Source organism: Neglectibacter caecimuris (genome assembly GCF_034335015.1).
Lineage (GTDB): Bacteria > Bacillota > Clostridia > Oscillospirales > Acutalibacteraceae > Acutalibacter > Acutalibacter caecimuris_A.
On sequence record NZ_JAWXXK010000001.1, the window covers coordinates 55,399 to 70,740 of the forward strand.

Below are 15,342 nucleotides of genomic sequence, written 5' to 3' on the forward strand. Positions count from 1 at the left end.
CCTGATAAACGCTGTTCTGTTCACCGAACCGCGGATCACGGCTCCGGCTGCCAGAATCTATCGTCGTCCGGCTGAGAAGAAGGCGGCGGTTCCGGCGAGAAATCCGGAACGGGATCGGGCGTAACGATCGGGTCGGGCGTGACCACCGGAGGAGGCTCGGGGGTAGGCGTGTCAGTAGGCTTGGGAGCAACTGTAGGTACAGGGCTGGGAGTGGCCTCGGGCGTGGTATTGCCGGATTCCTTGGAGGTATCCACCTTGCCGGTGTCCGTGCCGGGGCCTACAGCGTATATCGTACCGGTGGGCTCATAATATGAGGAACTCAATTCCTCTGTTTTTACTGTTGTGTCACCCTTATAATACGTTCTCCAGGCCCGAGCGGAATAGCCGGTGTTTCCGGAGGATTTGCGTACATACTGCCCCTTTGCCAGCTGGGAATCCTCCGTGAAGCTGACGCTGGAAAGAGGCGGCTCCGAGCCGGTCTGCTCGCTGCCAATAGTAATCTTATTCCACTCCTTGGGAAAGCAGCCATAGAAATTCACATGCAGCGTTACCCCGTCCATCCAGGCGGCAATATAAACAGGCGTATCCAATGGATTGCGGAACTGAAAATCAATGTTACCATAGTCAACTGTGGCGTCCAGCCCGATGGGACAGTAGCTGGAGGGCTCGCTGTGACAGTCCCGCTCGATGATCTCCATACCCGCCAAAAGCGCAGCGTTATAGAGAGTGGTAGACCCCTGACAGATCCCGCCGCCGTATACCTGCACATGCAAACCGCCCACCAGGCCTCCGGCAGATCGCCAGCCCGCGTCAGGATCGGTGCTGTCACCGATAGTGCCGTTATAGGAAAAGGTCTGCCCCGGCTGCACAACGGTCTTGTTCACATGGGACAGTGCCAAAGCCATATTACTGTTGCCGTTTTCCGTATTGGTGGATTCCGTGGTATAGGAGGACATCAGCTTGAAGTTTTCGGAAAGATATTTCTTTGTCAGCTCCGGCTTTGTTTCCAGAAAGGTGGTCTGGATCGCGCCGCTCTGCTTTTGGGAAAGCAGCTGCCGCACGCTTTTCAGGGTGGTTACCATATCCGCCCGGCTGCCGCTTTTTTCTTCCGTAAATTGGAACACCCCGGTACTGCTGTCAAAACTGGCAATGGAGGCATTCTGTCCTTTCACCAGGCAGGCCTTCGCCGCTTCCTCCAGCTTCTTTCTGCCGCTTTCGGAAAGATCTACCACATAGGGAAGCTTGTGATCCTCCGCCTTCCGTTCCTCCAAAAGCCGGGGCAGCGTCAGCTCCAGCGTTTCTTTGACTTGAAAATCCTCTTTGGAAAGAGATACCGTATCGTCCTTAAATTTCACGGTGATCTCCAGGGTTTTCATGTTCTCTTCCATGGCCTCCCGGGCAATTTTCAGCGCTTCCTCTACTGTTTTTCCGGAAATATTCTTTCCGCCGATGCTTGTCCCCTCCGCAAACAGGGTGGGATCGCTGATCTCAGAGGACACCATGGAGGATTCCTCCTTTGGCTTCTGTGAACAGGCCGCAGAGCTCGTGATCAAAAGCAGAACAGCCGCCGCTAAAATAAGCTTTCTCTTCCAATTCCGCATAAAAGCACCCTTTCCCTTTTTCTCTAACTGAACATAGCGTTCCAAAAAAACGCCTGGTTTTTCATAATATATTTTACTATTTTTTCTTTTCTCAGTATACCTTGATTTTCCGGAAAAGTAAAGCATGGAAAAGTTTCAAATTCGTTACGAAGCGCTCCGAATTTTTGTCTTTTAGTATTTCATAAAAAAGCCCTTAACATTTCCTTACAGAACTAGCTTTTCTTTTCGGGATATGATAAAATTTTTACGGTCTATAAATCACCACTTCCTTTTTCTAACGACTAACATCTAAATTCGGAGGGCTTTTTGTGAAGATCATGCTTCTCACCGCCGCCACGGGAGGCGGCCATCTGCGGGCCGCCCACGCGGTAGAGCAATATATCAGGGACAATACCGACTGCGACGTAGTCACCGTAGACGCCTTAAAGGCCATCGGGCGCCTTTTGGATAAAACCGTGTGCGATAGCTACCTTTTCATGGCGAAAAAGGTTCCCGCTCTGTTCGGCAGGCTCTATAAGCGCACCAACAAGCAGAACCGCTTTTCCGGCCTGGTGCCGAAGCTCAGCGGCCTGTTCAGCAACCTCCTGCTCCCCGCCATTGCCGAATACCAGCCGGACGTGATCATCACCACCCACCCCTTTGCCACAGAAATGGTATCGGATTTGAAGGAAGATGGGCTGGTGGCCGCGCCGCTGATCTGCATCATCACCGATTACGGCGTACATAGGGCCTATATTGCGGAGCATGTGAGCGCTTACGTTGTGGCAAGTGAAGATATGATCCCCGAACTGATGGAATTCGGAGTGGCGGCGGAAAAAGTGTACCCTTTCGGCATTCCGGTACACGGCGTGTTTTTTGATCCGGGCGACCGGGAGGGGCTGCTTCAGGAGCTAAAGCTGGATCCCGATCTTCCCACGCTGCTGTTTATGGCTGGCAGCTTCGGCGTTTCTAATATCATCAAGCTCTACCGAAGTCTGGAATCCACCGATGTGCGCATGCAGATCATCGTGATCACCGGACGGAACAAAAAGCTCTATGAAGCCTTTGAAAAAGAGCTTGCCGTGGGCTCCCGGATCCCCACCCGGCTGATTTTCTTCACCGATGAGGTGGAAAAATACATGCACGCCTCCGATCTGCTGGTGACAAAGCCGGGCGGCCTTACGGTTTCCGAGGCCTTGGCCTGCGGTCTGCCCATGGCGGTATTTGACGCCATTCCCGGCCAGGAGGAGGACAACGCCGACTTTCTCGCCTCCCATGGAATGTGTGTGCGCCTTCGGAAAAACAGCAGCTTTTCCGAGGAGATCTCCGCCCTTCTCCGGGAAAAGGAACGGCTTTCCGCCATGCGAAAAAATTGCGAGGGCTTTGATAAATCCCAATCCATTCCCAACCTGCTGGAGCTGATCCACAAGCTGGTGGAAAAAGCCTGATCTCCGGAAAGGGAGTCGTTCCCATGAGCTTTACAGAAAAGGATTACCAGGAGCTTCTGAAGGAATTTCGGGAGCGTTCCGACGAGGCCTATAAAAAATTCAACGAAAGCCTGATCCCCGGTACTCAGACTGCCTACGGTGTGCGCGTACCTGAAATGCGCCGCATGGCGAGGGCCATTGTAAAAAATGACCCGGAAGGGTTTCTGGCAGTCTCCCGCACGGACTCCTATGAGGAAATTCTGCTTCGGGGCATTGTGATCGCCTCTATGAAAACGGACCATAAGCGCCGTCTTGCTCTCACGGAAGAATTTCTTCCCCTCATCGATAACTGGGCGGTGTGTGATATTTTCTGCGGCACCTTTTCCTTAAAAAAGCCGGAGGAGCGGGAAGTCATGTGGCAATTCCTTCAGCCGCTTTTTCAGGACAGCCGGGAATTTTACGCCCGCTTCGCCGCGGTGATGCTGCTGAGCCATTTTACGACAAAAGAAAAGCTTTCGGAGGCGCTGGCCTTGTTGGAAGGCATGCGGCAGGAGCAGTATTACGTACGGATGGCTGTGGCCTGGGCTGTTTCCATCTGCTATGTCAAATTCCCGCGGGAAACCGAAAGGCTTCTAAAAAAGCGCGGCCTTTCCCAATTTGTGCAGAATAAAGCCATTCAGAAAATCAGGGAATCCCGCCGGGTAAGCCGGGAAGAAAAGGACGCGCTGCTGGCTTGGAAGCTGTAGCCCCTTTCCATGATTAGAGAACTCGGCGGCCCGGAAAGTAACCTTTTCCTGACAAATTTTCCCACAGCTAAAAAAGGGAGTGCGGGTTGTTGGAAAAAGCAGGGGAAATAAATGGGCAATGAGCAATGAGCAATGAGCAATTAGGAATACAGCAATTTTAAGGGCTAGTTTGATAAATTGGAATTTGGCGTGTTAGTTGTTAGTCTAGTCGTGAGTAGTTAGTTATTTAGATAAAGAAAAAGCCCCCCAGGTTGTCATCCTGAGTCACCGAAGGCAAAAAGCGATTTTCGCTTTCTCGAAGAATCTCGTCCTTTGGCTTTCCGCACAGGAGTTAAGGACGAGATTCTTCGTCACTTCGTTCCTCAGAATGACAACAGGGAAGAGAACTTTCCCTTCTCTAACGACTAACAACTAACATCTAACGACTAGTTCGCTAAACTATAATTTGTCATTTTCCCCCAGTTCTTTATTGCTAATTTCTCATTACTCATTGTATCCGCAGCCAGTGCCCTTCTTTTATTGCGTTGCCGTGCAGCGCCACCACTGTCTAGCATCCAGAATCCAGTATCTAAAAAAAGAGCCGCTGCGAAACTTATCATTTCGCAGCGGCTCTTTTTATTGTTTCAGGAGGAAAGGTTATCCTCTCAGGGATACGATATCGGACTTTCCGGTGTTTTCCGAAAGGGTCAGCTCAATTTTACCGCCCTGCTGGCCGGTCAGGCTGCGGTCTACCGTAAGGGTCACGGTGTCCCCCGGCTTTTTATTGGCAATATAAGCTGTAATGGTGGACGCTGAGGTGATCTGCGTGTCATCGATGGCGGTGATCATATCGCCCCGGCGCAGACCGGATTCCGCCGCTGTTTCCGTTGTGACCTGGGTCACGTAATAGCCTGCGTTCATGCCATAGAACCCGGCGGTAAGGCGGTCGATATACTGTCCGGAGAAGCCCGGCATGGCACGGTCCTTCACATAGCCGAACTCAATGAGATCGGAAACAATAGGCTGTACCGTGTCGGAGGGAATGGCAAAGCCTAAGCCCTCATAGCCGGTAGCCACGATCTTGGAGGAATTGACTCCCACCACGCGGCCGTTTTGATCCACCAGCGCACCGCCGGAATTGCCGGGGTTGATGGCCGCATCGGTTTGAATGCACTTCATGCTGTAGCCGGTATCGCTGTTGGTCACTTCCCGATTCAAGGCGGAAATATGCCCGAAGGTCACGCTGGAATTCAGCTGCAGTCCGCCGGGATTGCCGATGGCCATCACTTCGTCCGCCACCTGCAGATCCTCGGAGGAGCCAAATTCCGCCGGAGTCAGCTCATCCTCGGTAGTTACCTTGATCACGGCAAGGTCTGTCTGGGTGTCCTCACCGATCAATTCCGCTTCATAGGTAAGGCCCTCGGAGGTAACTACCTTCAGACTGGTGGCTCCGTCGATCACGTGCTGATTGGTGACAATATAGCCGTCCTTGGAAATGATAATGCCGGAGCCCTCCCCGGTGGGAGAAAGATTCGCCTCCCCGGTATCTTCATAGCCGCCGTAACCGAAGAAAAAGCCGCCCTGCTGGGTAATTTGATAATTCTGCACACAGACCACAGAGGGGATCAGCTTCTGGGCCGCCTGCTGGTTTGTCAGAACCTCCCCCGTTACGGTAGGCGTGGCGTTTTTCTCGCTGTCCGCGTTCTTATACAGGGTAAAGGCCGCTGTTTTTTCGCTTTCCCCTGTGCTCTGAACATCGATCACACCATTTTGGATCAGCAGGGCGAACATCCCCACCGAGCTGAAGGAGACCACCGCGCAGAGCAGCACCGCCGCCAATACCTTTAAGGCCGTTTTCCCCGCCCTTTTGCCGGAGCTTTTCTTTTTTGCCGGCTGCGCGGAGGCATAGTAAAACTGATTCCCCTGGGAAGCATAGGGCTGGTTTCCCTGGGAGTTCCAGGTATAGGCCGCTCTTGCAGGCTGCTGGGCGCTTCCGTAGGGGGAAGCAGGGGTTTGGGGCTGAGAAAACGCGGCTCCGTTCCCGCCGCCGGAATAAGTACTTCCGCTCTGCGGGGTTCCCGAATGGGTGGATTCGGAATAGGCTGCTCCAGTATGGTTTCCGGTTTGAGCAGTGTAAGGCGACGCGCCGGTACCGTAGCCGGGGGCTGCGGGCTTCTGCGGATCGGACCGCTGTTCTCCATTTTGTCCGGCAGGGGCCGCTGTATCATAATTTTTGTTATCATAGGGGTTATACATAAAAACCGCCACTCCTTTCACAAAGCTTTGGGTTAGCCAGACGGCGCAAATTTGAACCCGCTGAAAACGGGCGATATATTGCCGCTTTTCAGTTTATCGTCCTAGGCAAAGGCGCAAATGTTCCGCAAGCGGAACATTTGCCTGCCGTCGTCCGGAGCTTGCGAAGCAAGCTTTTTGCGCTGAAAATCGACAACATCTCACCAGTTTTCAGTTCGAAGAAGTTTTGCCGGAGTGGATTTTTGTCCGACCTAGGCAAAAGCGGAGTGAATCCTTTCGGATTCACGAGCATTTTAACAACGGGCGGGCGAAAATACGCCCGGCAAAACCGTGGTTCAAATTCGCGCCGTCTGGCTGCAGGAAAGCTCCCGCGCTTGTTATGACAATAGTATGCCCCCGCTTTGTGAAAAAGGTGTGACGGTTCCTGAATCCTTCTATGAAACTTTTTGGAAAGCCCTGTGGAAGCTTACCAGGCCAGCTTTCCCGCCATGCCGCTTCGCTTCAGCGCCGCCCGGATCGCGGTATAAAGCGGCACGGAAACCACGACGGCAATGACGGCGTTGATACCGGAGGTGACCGCCTTTGTTCCCAGCGCCAGCATGGTGACCTGAAGCTCGTTTCCCAGCAGCGTGCTTTCCACAAAGGCCTTGCTCAAATAGCACACCATATACAACACACTGCCCGCAATGGAAGCCACCACATTCCAGGCGTGAACGGATTTTCCTCTCTTCTCCGCCCAGGCGGAGATCACGCCGCACACAGCCGCCAGGGCAAATTTAAACACGAAGGTAAAGGGGGCGGACGCAATGTACTTTGGATTCATCACATCGAACAGAGCGGAGCCCGTGCCTGCGGCAAGCCCGCCGCCGATCGGGCCTAAGATCAGGCCAGAAAGCAGGCAGAAAATATTACCCAAATGGATACGACTGACATTTCCCACCACTGCCGGAATGGGAATATAGATCATACTGCCGATAAACGTAAGCGCCGCGAAAAGCGCTGTGAGAACGATCTTGAGAATGATCTTAAAGGCAGACTGCATTTCCTTTTGTCCTTTTTCCATGTCACTCAAACCCCTTATCGTAAATTTAGTAAAGTCTCGCAGCGCCGGTTTTTCGGGCGGCCTCTGCCACAGCCCGGGCCACGGCCTCCGATACCTGCCGGTTCAGGGCGGAAGGGATAATATTGTCCTCCCGCAGCTCGTTTTCCGGGATCAGCCCCGCAATGGCATACGCGGCGGCCACCTTCATCTCGTCATTGATCTCTCTGGCCCGCACGTCCAGCGCCCCCCGGAAGATCCCCGGGAAGGCCAGCACATTATTGATCTGGTTCGGGTAATCGGAGCGCCCGGTCCCCACCACCCTGGCCCCTGCCGCCAAGGCCTCCTCGGGGAAAATCTCCGGGGTGGGATTGGCACAGGCAAACACAATGGCGTCCTTTGCCATGGTGCGCACCATCTCTCCGGTCAGACAGCCGGGAGCGGAAAAGCCCATAAACACGTCCGCTCCCCGGATCACCTCGGCAAGGCTTCCCCGCTTTTTCTGGGGATTTGTCAAAGCGGCAAGCTCCGCCTGAGCCTCCGTCATGCCGGGCAGGCCTTCGGAAAGCGCGCCAAGCTTATCGCATACCACCACATTTTTCAGCCCCAGAGCCATCAGCAGCCGGGTACAGGCCGTGCCTGCCGCTCCCGCGCCGTTGACCACGGCGGAAACGGAATCCAGCCGCTTTCCCGTCACCTTCAGGGCGTTCAGCATAGAGGCCACAGTGACCACGGCGGTGCCGTGCTGGTCATCGTGAAATACCGGAATATCCAGCCGCTCCTTGAGCCTTCTTTCCACCTCAAAGCACCGGGGAGCCGCGATATCCTCCAAATTGATGCCGCCAAAGGAGCCGGCGATCAGCTCCACCGTGCGGACGATCTCCTCCACGTCCTTGCTTCTGACACAGATGGGAAAGGCGTCTACCCCGGCAAAAGCCTGGAACAGCGCGCATTTTCCCTCCATGACCGGCATACCCGCCTCCGGGCCGATATCCCCCAGCCCCAGCACGGCGGTGCCGTCTGTCACCACGGCCACCAGGTTTCCCCGGCGGGTGTATTCATAGGACTTTTCCACGTCCTTGGCGATCTCCAAACAGGGGGCCGCCACCCCTGGCGTGTAGGCCACGGACAGCTCATCTTTATTCGTCAAAGGACACGGGGTTTCCACCCGTATTTTTCCTTTCCATTCCCGGTGCATTTTCAAAGCCTGCGCTGCGTAATCCAAAAAACCACTTCTTCCCTTATTTTCCGGAAAAATCAAACATCTAATAACTAACGACTATTATATCAGCAGGCTCCGGGAAAATCAATATTCCCGCCTTGCTTTTCCCTTTTTCCCGTTCTATAATACAGTTGACCGGAGCGGTGGTTTTTCCGCTTCTGCCTTACTATTTCCAAAAATATTACAGAAAGCTGAAAAACATGAAAAACACAAATTATCAAGCTTGTATTTTTGATCTGGACGGCACCCTGGCAAATACCCTGGAATCTATTGCCTATTTCGGAAACAGCACCCTCGAAGCCTTTGGCTTTCCGCCGATTCCGGCAGAGGAATACCGGTATCTGGTGGGAAACGGCGCGGATGTTTTGATGAAGCGCATGCTGTTTGCGGTAGGCGCTTCCCTTTCCAAAGAGGAATTTCGAAAATTCCGTGAGGAATATGACCGGCGGTATGAAAGCGAGCCCATGAGGCTTGTTACGGCATATCCGGGCCTCTGGGAGCTGCTCGGCGGCTGGAAGGCCCGGGGGCTCCGGCTGGGCGTGCTTTCCAACAAGCCGGATAACATGACCCGCGCCATCGTCCGGGAATTATACGGCGACCTCTTCGATCTGGTGCAGGGCCAAAAGGCAGGCGTGCCGAAAAAGCCTGACCCCGCGGCGGTGCTGGAAATGGCACAGCGGTTTTCCCTGCCCCCCGAGCAGGTTTTGTACATCGGAGACAGCGGCGTGGATATGGAAACCGGAAGAAACGCCGGCATGGACCCCTGCGGCGTGCTTTGGGGCTTCCGGGACAGGGAAGAGCTGCTGACCTACGGCGCAAAGTATCTGGTTTCTTCTGCCCATGAGCTGGAAAAGCTGATATCCGGGTAAAAGGAATCGGCTCTCCCTTGACACGATATCAACATTTTGATATAATATCGATACCAAGAAGAAAAGGAGGTCCCGCCATGCCTGCTATTCGACCAAGCTCCGATCTACGAAACAGCTATAACGAAATTTCCGCCTTCTGCCACCAGCACAATGAGCCTGTCTACATCACAAAAAACGGTACCGGTGATTTGGCTGTTTTGAGCATTGAAGCCTATGAACGTCTTGTTGGAAAATTTGAGCTTCACGCACTTATGGAAAAGGGACTTGCCGATCTCAAGGAAGGAAAAACCATATCAGCGTCAGAAGCTGTTTCCTCTATCAGGGAGGAGCTTTCCCATGAGGCGCTATGAAATTATTCTGGCGCAAGAAGCAGAAAAGGATCTTCGCGGCGCTGTCAATTATATTGCCAAAAACCTGTGTGAACCGGCTGCGGCGGAAAACTTGCTGAACTGCTTTGAGGAAACCGTTCTATCCTTAGAAACTATGCCCCAACAGTTTCCTGTCATTCCCGAAATTTCTCTTCCTTCTTATGGGATCCGGATGATACCGGTCAAAAATTATTTGGCTTTTTATACCGTAAACGAAGATGCAAAAGCAGTTTACCTGATTCGATTTCTATACGGAAAAAGAAATTGGATCGAATTACTAAAAGAATAAATTTTTCAAAAAAGAAAGTCCCTTGTATCCTAAAGACAAAGATACAAGGGATTTTTCTTCTATAAAATCAGTCCTTTTCCTGCGTCAGGACGATCGTCTCTTCCATGAGCTGCTCTTCGGAGCGGGCGTCGAAAAGCTTGACAGTTACTGGCTTTGCGGGATCCAGCGCCTCCATGCCGACAATGCCGAATACATAGCGGTTCGTTTCGGTTTTCACCGTGTCTCCCGCCGCATTTACATATTGGTGTTCGTCGTAAAACCTTTTGTCCTGCTTCTCTACCCGGCTGCCCAGCAGGCTTCCCTCCTGCCAAATCTCCAGCCGCGCTGTTTTGGGATGCGCATCCTTTGTCTCCACAAAAAGCAGCAGATAGTTTCCGTCTTCCTTATGGCTGGCAAGGGAAATTTTATAGTCGCCGGAGAAGCTACGGATTTCCTCCTCCCCGCAGCAGTATGCCGCCGGGGTAAAGCGCTTGATGTCCTTTTCTGTGCCAAGCTCCGCCGTGCCGGCCTCAAAATCCAGCAGGAATACCGCTACATATTCATCGGTGTTGTTTTTATCAAACACGGAATAGACTATTTTTCTGGTCTCTGCTTCCCGCAGGCCGCCGAATACACTGGTCAGACGGGTCCAGCCCTCCTCTGTGGTCTGGGGCCAGGCGTTGCCCAGCGCGCCTACCGCACAGCCATCCTCAAAAATTGGGCCATTGGCGGGGTTCACATATTCCGGAGGGATCTCCAGCGTATAGACCGTCCCGGCAGGAGAGGCCGCGGCAGAAACGAGCCTTATGCCGTTTTTCTCCGCGCCGCCCTCGATCCGCTTCACCCGCGCTGTGTCTTTCTTCGCCGTAAAGCTCAGAGTAAAGGGAGAGGAATTCCGCTCCAGCTCAAAGGCGTTCTGAAACGCGTAGATCCCACTGTATTGCAGGGTCACGTCAAGCCGCTCCAAATCGCGGTATTGCTCCGGCACGTGGAAGGCGACCTGGGAAAGATACTCTCCGCTGCCGCTGGGCTGCCAGGTTTGATCTCCCATCAGAATAAAGTCCCGCGCCCCCCGGATATCTCCCGCTTCCTCATCGTATTCCAGCTGGCTGACGCCATCAAGCAAAACATCATATCCGGGGGAGCGTCTGCTGAAAAGCCGGTCGTCTCGGGTGTTGATCTCCATGGAGAGCCCGGCGTACAAGAACTCCCCGTCAAAATACGTTTCCCGCACGGTGACCTTCATGGGCCTTTCCAACAAGCCGTTTGCGGGCACCTGCGCTTCCACTCCTTCCATGGACTCGGCATATTGTTCCACGCGCAGCTGGGTTTCCGTCAGGTTGACCCAGCCCTGGGATTGGTTCAACTGCTGGAAAATTCCCCCGATCAGCGGCAGGGTCTCCGCCAGGGCCGGGTTCAGCCCATTGAGGCCAAACAGCAGCAGGAAAGCGGCGGCAAGGCCGGAAACCGCCCCCGCGGCGGCCTTCAGGGGCCGAACAGGTCGGGGACGCTTCTTCGGCAGCTGCTCCGGCAGCTCCCCGTAGACCTGCCGAAGCCTTTCGTTGATGATCTCCGGCACGGCAGGCAGCTCCAAGCTTTTCCGGATAGCGCTTTCTTCCCAGCTTCTATTTTTCACACGCTTCACAACAACGCGCCTCTCTTTCCTCATATAATTCTCGAAACCGTTTTCTGCTTCGGCTCAGCCGGGTTTTTACCGCGTCCTCCCGGATATGCAGCATTTCGGCAATCTCCCGCACCGACAGGTCCTCCAGGTAAAACAGCGTCAGAATCAATTTGTCATTTTCCCGAAGCTCCTGAAGAACGCATTGGATATCGATCACGTTGTCGCGCTCCTCCCCGCAATCGATCTCCCCAAGGCCTTCCGGCACAGCGTCCAGCGAGATGGCTTTTTGCCGTTGGCGCAGAAGGTGGTAGCATTGATAGATCAAAATTCGGGTGAGCCAGGTCTTGAAATATTTCGGCTGCCGCAGGCCGCAAAGCTTTGTAAAGGCGATCAGCACCGTTTCCGAAATGGCGTCCGCCGCGTCCTCCTCGCTGTGCAGGATCGCCAAGGCGGTGCGGCTCATGGAAAGCTTGCACTGCTCGATCAGCTCCACAAACGCGTCCTTCTCTCCGTTCTGCGCCCGGCGCGCCAATTTTTCCAGTTTGTCCAAGGGTTTTCATCTTCCTGCTTTTCGTTTTTCACTTCATAAAAGCTTTTACGATCATTAGAGACACAGTTTTTCCAAAAGGTTACAGCGGCCATAAAAAAATTCCCGGAAAAAAGGACGTTTTTCTTAAACGCCCCCTAATCCAGGAATTTTTTGTTATGAGAAATCACGAAAATGGTCGAAAGCAGATATTCACATCTACGCCGCCCTCGATACCGGGAACCTGCCCCTCATCGGTGTACTGCCAGATGCGAAAATCGTAGTACAGGCTGGGAAGCTCCGCGTATTCGGCGTACCACATGTCGTATTCCTTCCACTGCTCCAAATCGAAGAACTCATAGGCCTGGTGCTTGTTAAAATAGACGCAGGGCGTATATCCCGCCTCCTTGATCTGCTGGCAAAAGGCCGTGCCCAGCTTCGTTACCTGCTCGCCGGTCATGCCATAGGCCCGCAGATCCTCCGCGGGAAGCTTTTCCGTGGGAGTGGGAGGCTCCCAGTCAAACACCACCGGGTAAGCCAGCTTCCGGCCGTTCAGCGTTTGGGCTACAAAATCCGCTTCCGCCCGAGCCTCCGCCTCTGTGATCGCCTGGGAAAAGAAATAGACGCCCACAGAAAGCCCCGCATCAGAAGCGCCGGTAAAATTCTGTTCAAAGGTTTCGTCCACATTGAGCAGCCCCTGGGTGGTTCCCCGATAGCCCAGGCGCAGAATGGCAAAATCGATCCCGGCGTTTTTCACGGCGTTCCAATCGATATTACCCTGATATTCCGACACGTCCACTCCCAACCGGGCCTGGGGATCGTCATAGCGGAGCAGGCCGTCCTTGCCGGAAAATTTCTTGGTATCATACTGATTGACCGGCAAATCAAACTTGGGGATCAGCCTTTCGCCGTTGTAGATGTCGCTGACCAGAAGCTCGTCCTCCGGTACCGCCACGCCGCTGAAGGTCTCCCTGCTATCGGAAGGGCCGCCGCTTTCCAGGGCAATAGCCACGGCGGCTATGATAACGATCAGGGCTGCCAGCCCGCCAAACACAGCGAGAAACAGCTTCTTTTTCTGTGCGGGCTCCAGCTGCATACCGCCACTTCCTTTCTTCCGGGATTTCTAGATCAGGCCTCAACACTTATCCGTACTTTTTCAGGGAAAGATTGATCGGCACACTGCCCTCAATGCCGGGAACCGTTCCGGCCTTGGTGTACTGCCACATTCCGTAATCGTAATAAAAGCTGGGTGCGCTTCTGAATTCGGCATACCACATGTCATAGCCGGAAAGCTGTGAAAGATCCAGTCTGGTATAGCCCATGGTCTTATCACAGTAATAGCTTGCGGTGAACCCGGCGGCCTTTACCTTTTTGCAGAAGGTATCAATAAAGGCGGTCACCTGCTTGCCGTTGCAGCGAACGGTACGCTTGCTCTCGTCCAGAGAACCGTCGTCCTTGGTGCCGTATTCCCAATAAAAGGCCACCGGGTATTTGACATTGTATCCCCGGATCTGCTCCAGTACAAAGGTGGCCTCCTCCTCGGCTTCCGCTTCGGTGACCGCCTTGGAATAAAAATACACGCCTACAGGAAGCCCGGCGTCCAGAGCGCCCTGAATATTATCTTCAAATTTTTCATCAGCCGCGATCTTACCGCTCTCATCGCCGCGCCAGCCCACGCGGATCATAGCGTAGTCCACGCCGCTTTCCGCAACCTGATTCCAGTCGATCTCTCCCTTTTGAGAGTTCACATTGATCCCTACATAGGAGTCTCCGCCCTCGTAGGTGATCACGCCCTTGTTTTCCAAAAATTTATCGGGAGGATAGTTACTTGTGGGGATATCAAAGTAAGGAATGGTCATATTCCCCTCATACATATCGTTGACGGTGAGCTCCGTGGGGCCGGTTTTGGAAATCACCTCCACACTGCTCTGCCTGGGGCCCTTCACCAAAGTAACAATGGAGATCACTGCCAGAATAACAACCAGAAGCAGGATCACGCCCAGAAAAATATTGCGCTTTTTCACAGAATCCATATTGGTCTTTTCCTTTCCATAAAAAGCAGGACAGCATAGCTTTGCTGAACTCGGAGAGCTATACAGGATTATTATATAAGAGTTTTGCCGAAAACGCAAGATATTCCGGGAAAATCCCGGTATTTTACAGGAAATTTTTCAAGGATCGGTTTTTGCGGCCTGTAACATAAGCAGAGAAATAAGGTCAAGCAAACAATCCTCCCAAGTTTTCTTGCCGAAAGCCGCTTTTTTTGATACAATAGAAAAAAACAGCCAAAAAGGCTGCTTTCTGATCATGGAAAGGGTACTTGCATGAAAATAGAAACCATTTGTGAAAACGAGCTGAAAGACCTTTATCATACCCGCCTTCAGGAGGATTTTCCGCCTGATGAGCTTCGCCCCTATTCCAGCATGGAATATTTGCTGGGGCTTGGCATGTACCGCTGCTTTGCCTTTCGGGAGCAGGGAAAAACCGCCGCCTATGCCTTGCTGATCCATGCGGAAGGGGCGGCGCTGCTGGATTACTTTGCGGTAGACCCTTCCCTGCGGGGACAGGGGGTGGGAACCCGCTTTCTCTCAGAGCTGAAAAGCGTTTCCGCGGAATTTGGCGTTCCCTACGTGTTGATCGAGGCGGAAAGCCCGGAAAGCGCCCAAACGCCAGAACAGCTTTTGGAGAGGCAGCGCCGCCTGCGGTTTTACCAAAGCTGCGGCTGCCTGCTCACAGATGTGTATTCCTTCCTGTTCGGAGTGGAATACCAGATCCTCCTGCTACCGCTCCGAAACGCTTCTGTTCCCAGCGCGGAGGAAGTAAAAACCTCCCTGGAAAAGCTCTATCGTGTTTTCGTCACACCTCTTACGGACAATGACGAGTCCGCTTACCAAAAGGTATGCCGCTGCTTTCTCCGGTCCGGCAAATCAGAACAGCCCAGAAGCTTCGGCAGAGAGCTGGGCAGATCTTTGACCTTCCTTTACCGGAATCGCAGCAAATTTATGGGCGAACGGCTGCGGCAGTATGGATTTTCCGGCGCCATGTACATGATGCTGCTCCATGTGGACCGCCACCCCGGCGCTACCCAGGACGGCCTTGCCACTCACATGTATCTCGATAAAAGCAACGTGGCCAGGCGGATCAAGCAGCTGGAGGAGCTGGGCTATATTCGCCGGGAAACAGATCTCAGCGACCGCCGCCAAAACAACCTCTACCTCACCGAGCAGGGAAAGGAGCTCATTCCCCTGATCCGCACCAACCTTTCCCAATGGGGCCAAAGCGTAGCCACCGGCCTGTCAGAGGAGGAACAGGACACGCTTTTGCGGCTGCTGGCGAAGATCCGGAAATAATAGAGAATGTAACATGAATGAAACCAGATAAGGAGAAAATTTATAATTGTGTTTAAGGCAGTAGACACAACAATGTGAAGTGAATATCTTA

Annotated in this window: 14 protein-coding genes; 6 read left to right on the forward strand and 8 right to left on the reverse strand. The window is 53.3% G+C overall.

The features are described 5' to 3' along the window. Positions 1 to 35: 35 nt before the first annotated feature. A complete protein-coding gene (locus tag U8T64_RS00250) occupies positions 36 to 1,601 on the reverse strand; it encodes a VanW family protein (protein WP_322179806.1) in 1,566 nt (521 codons plus the stop codon). 317 nt (positions 1,602 to 1,918) lie between these two features. On the opposite strand from U8T64_RS00250, the gene U8T64_RS00255 reads away from it, so the two are divergent. Together U8T64_RS00255 and U8T64_RS00260 are read left to right on the forward strand one after the other, a co-directional pair. After that, complete coding sequence (locus tag U8T64_RS00255) at positions 1,919 to 3,028, forward strand: MGDG synthase family glycosyltransferase (protein ID WP_322180468.1); 1,110 nt, start codon at positions 1,919 to 1,921, stop codon at positions 3,026 to 3,028. A gap of 23 nt (positions 3,029 to 3,051) precedes the next feature. Next, positions 3,052 to 3,753, forward strand: coding sequence for a DNA alkylation repair protein (locus U8T64_RS00260; RefSeq protein ID WP_322179808.1), 702 nt, complete (start codon positions 3,052 to 3,054; stop codon positions 3,751 to 3,753). 636 nt (positions 3,754 to 4,389) lie between these two features. Here U8T64_RS00260 and U8T64_RS00265 read toward each other — a convergent pair. The 3 genes from U8T64_RS00265 to U8T64_RS00275 all read right to left on the reverse strand — a co-directional run bounded on the left by U8T64_RS00265 (position 4,390) and on the right by U8T64_RS00275 (position 8,249). Further along, on the reverse strand, positions 4,390 to 5,988 hold the full coding sequence (locus U8T64_RS00265) for a trypsin-like peptidase domain-containing protein (RefSeq protein WP_322179810.1): 1,599 nt from the start codon (positions 5,986 to 5,988) through the stop codon (positions 4,390 to 4,392). A 463-nt stretch (positions 5,989 to 6,451) separates the two neighbouring features. Beyond that, complete coding sequence (locus U8T64_RS00270; RefSeq protein ID WP_322179812.1) at positions 6,452 to 7,048, reverse strand: ECF transporter S component; 597 nt, start codon at positions 7,046 to 7,048, stop codon at positions 6,452 to 6,454. 25 nt (positions 7,049 to 7,073) lie between these two features. Continuing rightward, positions 7,074 to 8,249, reverse strand: coding sequence for an NAD(P)-dependent malic enzyme (locus U8T64_RS00275; protein ID WP_322179814.1), 1,176 nt, complete (start codon positions 8,247 to 8,249; stop codon positions 7,074 to 7,076). A gap of 197 nt (positions 8,250 to 8,446) precedes the next feature. On the opposite strand from U8T64_RS00275, the gene U8T64_RS00280 reads away from it, so the two are divergent. From U8T64_RS00280 to U8T64_RS00290, 3 genes are all read left to right on the forward strand, one after another. Next, the gene (locus U8T64_RS00280) at positions 8,447 to 9,115 is read left to right on the forward strand and encodes an HAD family hydrolase (RefSeq protein ID WP_322179816.1); all 669 of its coding nucleotides are present in this window, start codon (positions 8,447 to 8,449) and stop codon (positions 9,113 to 9,115) included. 77 nt (positions 9,116 to 9,192) lie between these two features. Continuing rightward, a complete protein-coding gene (locus U8T64_RS00285) occupies positions 9,193 to 9,465 on the forward strand; it encodes a type II toxin-antitoxin system prevent-host-death family antitoxin (protein ID WP_322179818.1) in 273 nt (90 codons plus the stop codon). Next, positions 9,452 to 9,772 (forward strand): type II toxin-antitoxin system RelE/ParE family toxin, encoded by a 321-nt coding sequence (locus U8T64_RS00290; RefSeq protein WP_322179820.1) that lies wholly within the window; start codon positions 9,452 to 9,454, stop codon positions 9,770 to 9,772. The genes U8T64_RS00285 and U8T64_RS00290 overlap by 14 nt, the downstream gene beginning before the upstream one ends. A 67-nt stretch (positions 9,773 to 9,839) precedes the next feature. Here the strand turns inward: U8T64_RS00290 and U8T64_RS00295 are convergent, their stop codons facing one another. The 4 genes from U8T64_RS00295 to U8T64_RS00310 form a co-directional block, all read right to left on the reverse strand. Beyond that, positions 9,840 to 11,396, reverse strand: a complete 1,557-nt coding sequence (locus U8T64_RS00295) for a DUF4179 domain-containing protein (protein ID WP_322179822.1) — start codon at positions 11,394 to 11,396, stop codon at positions 9,840 to 9,842. After that, a complete protein-coding gene (locus U8T64_RS00300) occupies positions 11,377 to 11,925 on the reverse strand; it encodes a sigma-70 family RNA polymerase sigma factor (RefSeq protein WP_322179824.1) in 549 nt (182 codons plus the stop codon). The genes U8T64_RS00295 and U8T64_RS00300 overlap by 20 nt, the downstream gene beginning before the upstream one ends. Positions 11,926 to 12,088: 163 nt before the next feature. After that, positions 12,089 to 12,997, reverse strand: coding sequence for a glycoside hydrolase family 25 protein (locus tag U8T64_RS00305; protein ID WP_322179826.1), 909 nt, complete (start codon positions 12,995 to 12,997; stop codon positions 12,089 to 12,091). Between the two features lie 46 nt (positions 12,998 to 13,043). Continuing rightward, positions 13,044 to 13,934: a GH25 family lysozyme gene (locus tag U8T64_RS00310; protein WP_322179828.1), complete on the reverse strand. Its 891-nt coding sequence runs from the start codon at positions 13,932 to 13,934 to the stop codon at positions 13,044 to 13,046. Positions 13,935 to 14,225: 291 nt separating this feature from the next. On the opposite strand from U8T64_RS00310, the gene U8T64_RS00315 reads away from it, so the two are divergent. Continuing rightward, complete coding sequence (locus U8T64_RS00315; RefSeq protein WP_322179830.1) at positions 14,226 to 15,251, forward strand: GNAT family N-acetyltransferase; 1,026 nt, start codon at positions 14,226 to 14,228, stop codon at positions 15,249 to 15,251. Positions 15,252 to 15,342: the final 91 nt, after the last annotated feature.